At 34.6% G+C, this 9,137-nt stretch carries 9 protein-coding genes; 1 reads left to right on the forward strand and 8 read right to left on the reverse strand.

What is annotated here, in order from left to right; all coding sequences use genetic code 11:
• Positions 1 to 234: 234 nt before the first annotated feature.
• The 8 genes from NE544_RS11190 to NE544_RS11225 all read right to left on the reverse strand — a co-directional run bounded on the left by NE544_RS11190 (position 235) and on the right by NE544_RS11225 (position 8,567).
• The gene (locus tag NE544_RS11190; protein WP_256269387.1) at positions 235 to 1,917 is read right to left on the reverse strand and encodes an ABC transporter substrate-binding protein; all 1,683 of its coding nucleotides are present in this window, start codon (positions 1,915 to 1,917) and stop codon (positions 235 to 237) included.
• Positions 1,918 to 2,032: 115 nt separating this feature from the next.
• Positions 2,033 to 2,878, reverse strand: a complete 846-nt coding sequence (gene rsmI, locus NE544_RS11195; RefSeq protein ID WP_117925774.1) for a 16S rRNA (cytidine(1402)-2'-O)-methyltransferase — start codon at positions 2,876 to 2,878, stop codon at positions 2,033 to 2,035.
• Positions 2,871 to 3,704 carry a regulatory iron-sulfur-containing complex subunit RicT gene (gene ricT, locus NE544_RS11200; protein WP_256269388.1) on the reverse strand — a complete coding sequence of 278 codons (834 nt, stop codon included), beginning with the start codon at positions 3,702 to 3,704 and terminating at the stop codon, positions 2,871 to 2,873. Before ricT ends, rsmI begins: the two co-directional genes overlap by 8 nt.
• The gene (locus tag NE544_RS11205; RefSeq protein WP_256269389.1) at positions 3,704 to 4,618 is read right to left on the reverse strand and encodes a DNA polymerase III subunit; all 915 of its coding nucleotides are present in this window, start codon (positions 4,616 to 4,618) and stop codon (positions 3,704 to 3,706) included. The genes ricT and NE544_RS11205 overlap by 1 nt, the downstream gene beginning before the upstream one ends.
• Positions 4,611 to 5,243: a dTMP kinase gene (gene tmk / locus NE544_RS11210; protein ID WP_256269390.1), complete on the reverse strand. Its 633-nt coding sequence runs from the start codon at positions 5,241 to 5,243 to the stop codon at positions 4,611 to 4,613. The genes NE544_RS11205 and tmk overlap by 8 nt, the downstream gene beginning before the upstream one ends.
• Before the next feature lie 189 nt (positions 5,244 to 5,432).
• Positions 5,433 to 6,302 (reverse strand): phosphoribosylaminoimidazolesuccinocarboxamide synthase, encoded by an 870-nt coding sequence (locus NE544_RS11215; RefSeq protein ID WP_256269392.1) that lies wholly within the window; start codon positions 6,300 to 6,302, stop codon positions 5,433 to 5,435.
• 87 nt (positions 6,303 to 6,389) lie between these two features.
• Positions 6,390 to 8,258, reverse strand: coding sequence for a heavy metal translocating P-type ATPase (locus NE544_RS11220; protein ID WP_256269393.1), 1,869 nt, complete (start codon positions 8,256 to 8,258; stop codon positions 6,390 to 6,392).
• 90 nt (positions 8,259 to 8,348) lie between these two features.
• The gene (locus tag NE544_RS11225; protein WP_040466406.1) at positions 8,349 to 8,567 is read right to left on the reverse strand and encodes a cation transporter; all 219 of its coding nucleotides are present in this window, start codon (positions 8,565 to 8,567) and stop codon (positions 8,349 to 8,351) included.
• 140 nt (positions 8,568 to 8,707) lie between these two features.
• Between NE544_RS11225 and NE544_RS11230 the strand changes: the two genes are divergently transcribed.
• Positions 8,708 to 9,061 (forward strand): helix-turn-helix transcriptional regulator, encoded by a 354-nt coding sequence (locus tag NE544_RS11230; protein ID WP_040466407.1) that lies wholly within the window; start codon positions 8,708 to 8,710, stop codon positions 9,059 to 9,061.
• Positions 9,062 to 9,137 lie beyond the last annotated feature (76 nt).

Consider the following 9,137-nt stretch of genomic DNA (forward strand, 5'->3'; position numbering starts at 1 on the left):
TTTTGATAGCTTGAACACCTTCATTATAGAAAGAATGGTGATTATTTTGTATAACATTTTTTGACACCACCCGCATAGCAGGTGGTTTTGTTGTTTTCGCTCGAATCCCTCGCTCAAACTGGCTAAAGCCAAAAGCATAATAAAAGAAAGACCGATATTCAGATCTTTAAATTCTGAATATTCGGTCCTTTTTTTAAACTAAAACGTTTTTATCTGTTATAGCCCCTTTTACTATTAATCATCAATATAAGCTGTAGCCATTGATTGTGACCAAATAAATGTAGAAGAAGTCTTCAAACCTTTTACTTTCTTATTACGTAAACAATATGTTTGTACACCATCTGTTGGTAAGTATGCACATAGTTCTGCTTGACGAACATAAGCCTTTAAGTAAGCAGCTGCTGAAGCATCTTTATCAGCTGTATAAGCACCTGCAGCTAAGTATGAATCTAATTCATCATCTTTTAAACGAGCAAAGTTATTTACGCCTTGTGATTGAATAAAATAATCAACGCCTGTATCTTCAGGGCTTGTAAAAGAGTTTCCTAAATAAGATACATCCCAATCACCAATAGCTGAATCATCACCTACAGTTGAAATAACTGTATTAAATTCCATTGTATTTGCCTTGAAGTCGACACCAAGTTCGCCCCATTGTTTTTGTAACATAGGAATCATTGTATCCATCGCATCTTTTTCTTTTACAGCCAAGAACTTAATGCTTAATTTTTGACCATCTTTTTCACGAATACCATCACTACCAACAGTCCATCCCGCATCGTCTAAGATTTGTTTTGCCTTTTCTACATCATAATCATAATAAGTAGCCCCATCAACTTTTTCTTCACCACGAACATATGCACTATTTTCGCCAGATACTGGGTTACCAAACAAGCCTGGTACATATGCCAATTTAGCATCTTTATCATCTAATTTATAATAGCTTGCGATATAGGCTTCACGATCAAATCCATAAGCCAAAGCTTGACGTACTGCTTGATCTTGACATGCACCTGCAGCTGTATTCATAAACAAGAAGTCTTCACGATCGCTTGGATAAGAATCCATAGTCAAACCTTTATCTTTGTCTTTGGCTACTGTGTTGATTTTATTCGAATCTACTACATCTGGAATATAATCGACAGTTCCATTTTCCAATTCTTTGATTTCAGTCGAAGTCTCTGTTTTCTTGATCATAATCTTAGAAATTTGATATTCTCCATCCTCGGCTTTAAAGTTTTCGTTACGATCCAATGAAGCACCTTCTGTTTTAGAGAATGATTTCAATTTATAAGGACCTGTTCCAATAGGATTACTATTGTTCTTTTCAACATTTGAAGTTTTCCCCTTCTTGTACTTCAATGTTTTAACACTACAAATCTTTTGTGTTCCCAAAGTTGATTCTGCATCGATTTTTGGTTTTGACATATGGAATACAACGGTATAATCGTCTGGTGTTTCAATACCTGAGACATCTTTGGCATCTCCATCATGATATTCGCTATATCCATTTAAAAAATCTACATTACTTGAAAAACGTCCTGTATAGCTTGGGTCAGCCATAACGCTAAACGTTGCCTTTACATCTTTTGAAGTAAATTTAGATCCATCACTGAATTTAACACCTTTCTTCAATTTAAATGTCATTGTTGTACCATCATCACTAATAGTAGGTAAATCCTCTGCTAATTCGGGAACTAAATTGGCATCCTTGTCATATGCCAACAATCCTTGATATACCAAGTTAACTACATTGTGATCGTTAACGGTCTGATAATACATAGGAGAAAAATCTCCATTCATTTCTGTAAACAATCCAACTGTTAATGTTTGTTCTTTACCAGAACCCGATCCGCCTGCAGAACATCCTGCAAGCATGAATGCCATACCTAGGGCACATACTTTTCTCTTATTCATAACTCTTCCTCTTCTCTTTTCAGTAACTTATTATAATATTTTCTGTAACTATTTCAATTACTTTTTCATTTAATTTCTGTAATAACATAATTTACTTTATATAAAAGAAAAAAGCCTATCTTTTATGATAAGCTTCATATAATTCATTCTTTTTGCAAGCCATTTCTTTGGCAACTAAACCAATAGCTTCTTTTGTACGCATTCCAGATTCAATATATTCATCCACTTTCGTAATGGCTGTATACATATCAAATACAACGTCATCTTGTTTAAATCCATCCATGACAATAACCATTTCACCTTTACAAGTAGCCGCTACCTCTAACACTTCTTCAATGGTTCCACGAATATATTCTTCATGCACTTTTGTAAGTTCTCTAGCTAAACACATTTGGCGATTTCCTAATACCTCTAACATGTCTTGTAAAGTGTCTTCAATACGATGGGGTGCTTCATAGAAAATAGTTGTATAAGGAATTGTTTTGATTTCTTCGAGCTGTTTCTTTCTTTTTGAACTCTTATTGTCTAAAAAGCCATAGAACAAATAGTGATAACAACTCAATCCACTCGCAACCAATGCATTCATAGCTGCGTTGGCACCTGAAACAGAAACCACATTAAATCCATGCGAAATGGTTTCTTGAACTAATTTCTGTCCTGGATCTGAAACCAAAGGGTAGCCTGCATCGGATACTACCGCAACATTTTCGCCATTTTCTAATCGTTCAATGATTTTAGGAATACTGACCTGTTGATTATGTTCATGGTGCGACATCAACATCGTATCAATTCCATATGCCATTAAAAGTTTTTTTGTGTTACGCGTATCCTCAGCTGCAATGACACTCACTTCTTTTAAAATATCCAAAGCTCTAGGTGTCATTTCCTGCAAGTTTCCAATAGGTGTAGGAACCAAATACAATGTGGAAACATCCGATTCAAAACTCTTCTGTCTAATCATTATTTAATTCCTTGTCTGGCCACAATTCTTTGAAATCCACAAACAAGACTTCTTCTTTGTTCTCTAACTTAGCCTGTTTTTGAAGAACGTTCATACTTGAAATACGATACTTCTTGTCTTTATATGTCACAGTTGAATTGATTTTTGGCAAATCCTTACGCATTCTTGTATATTCTTCATTTTCAAAACGTAAACAACACATTAGTTTTCCACACTGTCCACTCAACTTTTGAATATTCAATGCCAACAACTGGTTTTTAGCCATATTGATTGATACTGTATCAAAATCTGACATGAATCTTGAGCAGCAACATTCCATACCGCAGTTTCCAATTCCACCGACAATTTTAGCTTTGTTTCTTGGTCCTACTTGTCTTAACTCTATACGACAATGTAAGTGTTGTGCTAAATCTTTCAATAGTTGTCTAAAATCTACACGATCATCAGATACATATGTAAAAATAACTTTGGTACGATCCAATGTATATTCAGAACTAATTAAATGCATATCCAACTTCAAATTTGCGACACACTCGTGACAAATCTTCATAGCTTCTTTAGCTCTTTCTACATTTTCCTCTTTACACTTAATATCTTCGGGTGTTGCCTTACGCAATACCGGCTTAATATCACCTTTTACTTTGGAAGCATCAAAATCAACGGTAGGGACACAAACCTTTCCTAATTCTTGTCCACGTACTGTTTCTACAACAACGATATCATTTGTATAGTATTTTACATTTGATCCAAAAGTGTAGGCTTTTTTTGATTCTTCAAACTGTATATAAACAATATATTTATATGTTACTTTTCCTTCTGTATTCACTAAATCACAGCCTTCCTAATATCATAATAAAGCTTATCCATAAATAAACCTAAATCGACGGGTCGATACAACATATCCATATTTTCAACCAAAATCGAATATAGTTTTACTTTTTTTTCTAAAGGTAAATTTACCCTATCATTTTTTACATAGAATAAAACCCATTGAATCCACAATTGTATCCAATCCTTATTCATGCGTTCAGACTTATTCACAAATACACTTGTCTGCATCTTTTCAATTTGTGCAAAAGAAGATGCATGCTCAATATATTCAAGTGCAACTTGTTTTAACTCTTCAAAATCAGGCAAAGACAACAATTCAATGGCCTTATCATACGTATATCCAGATTCAGCCAACATCTTTGCGTTTTCTTCACTTGTATTTTCAAGCAATACGTGCTCACAGCTTTCCGGCTTAAAATGAATAGCCTGACATCTAGATTGGATAGTCGGTAATACATTGGATTTTTCATCCGCAATTAATATACCATAAATCCCTTCACTTGGCTCCTCTAAAAACTTCAACAAGCTATTCGAAGCATCTGGCGTAGCCTTATCATAATGATCTAGAATATAGATTCTGGCATTTTGTTTTCCTGCACTCGTTGATTCAAAAAATGCCTGTAAATCCACTATATCTTTCTTTTTAATACGATCATTCGATACAATCATGTAATCTAAAGATTCTTCATTCTCTATCCGCTTACAACTTTCGCATTCTTGACACGCAAAACCATCAAAATCTGTATGTTCGCACACAATACTTTGTGCAAATAAGATGGCTGTTTCTAATTTACTTGAACCTTTTGGTCCGTGAAATAAATAAGCATTCGCAACTCTTTTATTTTTTAGAGCATTTGACAATGTCTGATAAACGATTGGCTGTGCTTTTTTTAGATACTCTTTATTCATATTCTTTGATTACCTTTAAGACACATTCCATAGCACTTTTTAAAACCTCTTCCTTACAAGGCTCGGCATCAATCACTTCAATACGCTCTGGATACATGGATACTAATGTTTCATAGCCTTGACGCACAGCTTTATGGAATGAACTTTCTTCTTGGTCCAAACGATTCAAGTCGCCACGAAGATTCATACGTTTTTTACCCGTTTCTACACTAACGGATAAAAATAGAGTCTTTTCAGGCATACATCCATCAATCGCAAACTGATTGATATTCCATACTTCTTTTAAACCTATGCCTCGTGCAATTCCTTGGTATGCCAAACTTGAATCAATGAAGCGATCACACAATACGATCTTCTTATTTTCCAATGCTGGAAGAACAACTTCTTTTAAATGTTGTCTACGACTTGCCGCATATAATAATGCTTCTGTACGATCATCCATTTCTGTATTGTTTACATCTAGTAATATATTACGAATGGATTCTGCAATTTTGCTTCCGCCTGGCTCACGAGTATAAATGCAGTCGTATCCCATTTTAATCAATTCTTCTTGTACCGCTTTACATACGGTTGTTTTTCCTGATCCATCATTTCCTTCAAATGTTATAAATACACCTTGTTTCATATTTTTTCCTCACCATATATATTCAATAATTATTATTTTCTAATATCTATTCCTCATTTAAACATAGCGTTCTTCGGTTTTCAAGTGATTATTAACATCATATTTTACGGTTTTCAAATATATTCAGCATCAAAAAATACAGTTTTCAAAAAAATACCCATAAGCACTCAACTTATGGGTATCAATAGATTATAATGTTTTTCCCGTCAATATTGTGTAAGCTTGAAGATATTTTTCAATTGTCTTATCCACAATCTCTTGAGGAAGTGTCCAGTCATTACCTGGATTTGCCTTTAGCCAGTCACGCGCAAATTGTTTGTCAAATGATGGTTGTGAATGACCAGCTTCATATCCATCTGCAGGCCAGAAACGAGAACTATCAGGAGTTAACATTTCATCGCCAATAACGATATTACCATTTTCGTCTAAACCAAATTCAAATTTTGTATCCGCAATAATAATTCCTTTGCTTAAAGCATACTCAGCACATTTTTTATATAAAGCGATTGTGCAATCTTTGATCTTAGTCGCATATTCTTCACCATGTCCTGGGAAGTATTTTTCTAAGTGCGCAATACTTTGTTCAAAAGAAATGTTTTCATCGTGATCACCAATTTCAGCCTTTGTACTAGGTGTATAAATTGGTTCTGGAAGTTGTTGTGATTCTTGTAACCCTTCTGGAAGTTCAATACCACAAACCTTTCCTGTTTCTTTGTAGCTAGCCCATCCACTACCTGTGATGTAACCACGAACAATACATTCGATTGGAAGCATATTCAATTTACGGCATAACATTGATTTTCCTTCAAATTTTTCTTGTTGGAAATATTCTGGCATATCTTTTGTATCCACACTAATCATGTGATTAGGTAAGATATCTCTTGTGTAGTCAAACCAGAATTTTGACATCTGTGTTAAAACAGTTCCTTTTTTTGTAACCTCATTGTTTAGAATTACATCAAAACAACTGATACGATCAGTCGCAACCATAATAAGGTTGTCCCCATTGTCGTAAATCTCACGTACTTTTCCTTCTTTAATTGGTTTTAATTCCTGCATCTCGAATCTCCTTTTCTGCGTACAAGACAAAGATACAACTAAAACAAATTTAACACAATATGAAAATAAGGAAATCCTAAGATTTCCTTACAAATTTTTAACATTTAATGCACGAATCGCATTTAATACGGCAATAATCATAACGCCAACGTCCGCAAAAATCGCAACCCACATATTCGCAATACCAATGGCACCTAAAATCAAACAAACGAGTTTAATGCCAATCGCAAAATAAATATTCTCATATACAATATGAATGCATTTCTTTGCGATCTTAATGGCTTTAGAAATCTTTAATGGATCATCATCCATCAAAACAATATCAGCTGCCTCAATGGCTGCATCACTGCCTAAAGCACCCATCGCAATACCAATATCGGCTCTTGATAATACTGGAGCATCATTGATTCCATCTCCGACAAAGGCAAGGTTTTCTTTTGGCTGTTTTAAAGATAATAATTCTTCAACTTTATTCACCTTGTCTTGAGGCAATAATTCCGAATACACTTTATCAATATGTAATTCAGAAGCAACTTTATCTGCCACACTTTTTACATCCCCAGTCAACATGACTGTTTGTTTAATGCCAGCCTTCTTCAATGCTTCAATGGCCTCTTTGGCATGAGGCTTCAACATATCCGAAATCACAATGTGACCTGCATATTTTCCATCAATAGCCACATGAACAATCGTACCAACACTATGACATTCTTGATAAGGAATATTATACATCTTCATTAATTTATCATTACCCACAAGCACTTGCACTCCATCAATTACAGCTTTAACACCATGACCACTTATTTCTTCTACATTTTCGATACGTGCTTTATCAATGGTATTTCCATAGGCCTTTAATAAACTTTTAGAAATAGGATGCGTCGAATAACTTTCAGCCATTGCTGCATACTCTAATAATTTCTCTTCTGGAATAGTCGCATGATGAATGCCTGCCACCTCAAATACACCTTGTGTCATTGTACCTGTTTTATCAAATACAACATATTTACAGGATGCCAAAGCTTCTAAATAGTTCGATCCTTTTACCAAAACACCCTGATTGCTGGCGCCACCAATTCCGGCAAAGAAACTCAAAGGAATACTGATCACCAATGCACATGGACAAGAAATAACTAGGAATGTTAAGGCACGATATAGCCATGTGCCAAAGTCAGCAGGATTTGACATAATCAAATTGAATACTGGTGGAAGTAAGAACAATGCCAAAGCACTATAACATACGGCTGGCGTATAAATTCTCGCAAAACGGGAAATAAACGCTTCTGAACGAGATTTCTTACTTGACGCATTTTCAACCAAATCCAAAATTTTTGATACAGTGGATTCCCCAAATTCTTTTGTTGTCTTAATTTTTAATAAGCCAGTCATATTGATGCAGCCACTGATTACTTCATCATTTTCACTCACTTCTCTAGGCAAGCTTTCCCCTGTTAAAGCCGCTGTATTTAGAGTAGAACTTCCTTCAACCACAATTCCATCGATAGCCACTTTTTCACCAGGTTTAACCACAATAATTGTACCAATCTCAACTTCATCTGGATCTACTTGTTCAAGATTTCCATTCTCATCTTCAATATTGGCATAATCCGGACGAATATCCATTAATTCTGTGATGTTTTTGCGACTCTTACCTACCGCATAACTCTGGAACCATTCCCCAATCTGATAGAACAACATAACAGCTGTTGCTTCATCAAAAGATTTCAAACCAATAGCGCCTACTGTTGCGACAGCCATCAAAAAATTTTCATCAAATACCTGACGGTTTTTGATTCCTTTAAAAGCCTTAAGAAGAATATCATACCCAATTTCTAGATAGGCCACTAGAAACAAAGGAATTTCAATATATTCGGGTAGTTTTGCGACCTTAATTATAATAAAAAGAATACTCGCAACAATAATTCGCTTTAACATCTTCTTCTGTTTCTTGTTCATACTTATCTCTACCTCTCCAAAAACATTAATTGTTCAATCATTCAACTATAATAATTGAAAAATAGAGATGCTTTCGCATCTTACTTTTCATTAAAAGAAAATTTCGCAATCATCTTCAACTTTTTTACAATTTTCTAAAACACGAGCCATAACTTCTTTAGGTTGAACTCCATCTTCGAATTCAACATTCATCTTTAACATCATGAAGTTTACAACTGCACTCTTTACGCCTTCTGTATTATTAGCAGCTACTTCCATTTTATTTGCACAGTTTGCACAATCTACATCAATCTTATAACTCTTTTTCATATTATTTTCCTCCACATTTGAATAGTTGAACATATATTCAACTTTTTACACTTTCATTATATAGGATTCATACATGATGTCAATAACTTTTTTGACAATTGTTCAATCATTCAACTATAATAAAGAAAAAAGGAGAACATATGATTGGTACACATTGTGACTGCAAGCCTAAAAATACAGAATTAGTACAAGAAGTAAAAGAAAACATGCCGGCCTTTGATGAAATCATGAACCTATCGGATTTCTTTAAAGTCATGGGAGATAGTACACGCCTTCAGCTTTTATTATCCCTTCAACAAAGCGAAATGTGCGTATCGGATTTAGCCAACGTACTCGATATGACAAAATCTGCCGTATCACATCAATTAAAGGCACTACGCCTTTCTAAACTCATCAAATCTAGAAAAGAAGGAAAGACAGTCTACTATTCATTAGATGATGAACATATTGAAACCATTCTAGGCATGGCTTTTGATCATACAAAGGAACATTAAGAGGAAGATCGAATCTTCCTTTCAGACTGTTGACAAAGTGACTGTCGACAGTCTTTTTAAAATCTGATAGAATATC

Source organism: Holdemanella sp. MSK.7.32, assembly GCF_024460475.1.
GTDB lineage: Bacteria > Bacillota_I > Bacilli_A > Erysipelotrichales > Erysipelotrichaceae > Holdemanella.

Excerpts from the sequence above, each read along its gene's own strand:
- NE544_RS11190 (WP_256269387.1), bottom strand. The coding sequence starts at position 1,917 with ATGAATAAGAGAAAAGTATGTGCCCTAGGTATGGCATTCATGCTTGCA.
- NE544_RS11215 (WP_256269392.1), bottom strand. The coding sequence starts at position 6,302 with ATGCAGGAATTAAAACCAATTAAAGAAGGAAAAGTACGTGAGATTTAC.
- NE544_RS11205 (WP_256269389.1), bottom strand. The coding sequence starts at position 4,618 with ATGAATAAAGAGTATCTAAAAAAAGCACAGCCAATCGTTTATCAGACA.
- rsmI (WP_117925774.1), bottom strand. The coding sequence starts at position 2,878 with ATGATTAGACAGAAGAGTTTTGAATCGGATGTTTCCACATTGTATTTG.
- NE544_RS11230 (WP_040466407.1), top strand. The coding sequence starts at position 8,708 with ATGATTGGTACACATTGTGACTGCAAGCCTAAAAATACAGAATTAGTA.
- NE544_RS11220 (WP_256269393.1), bottom strand. The coding sequence starts at position 8,258 with ATGAACAAGAAACAGAAGAAGATGTTAAAGCGAATTATTGTTGCGAGT.
- NE544_RS11225 (WP_040466406.1), bottom strand. The coding sequence starts at position 8,567 with ATGAAAAAGAGTTATAAGATTGATGTAGATTGTGCAAACTGTGCAAAT.
- tmk (WP_256269390.1), bottom strand. The coding sequence starts at position 5,243 with ATGAAACAAGGTGTATTTATAACATTTGAAGGAAATGATGGATCAGGA.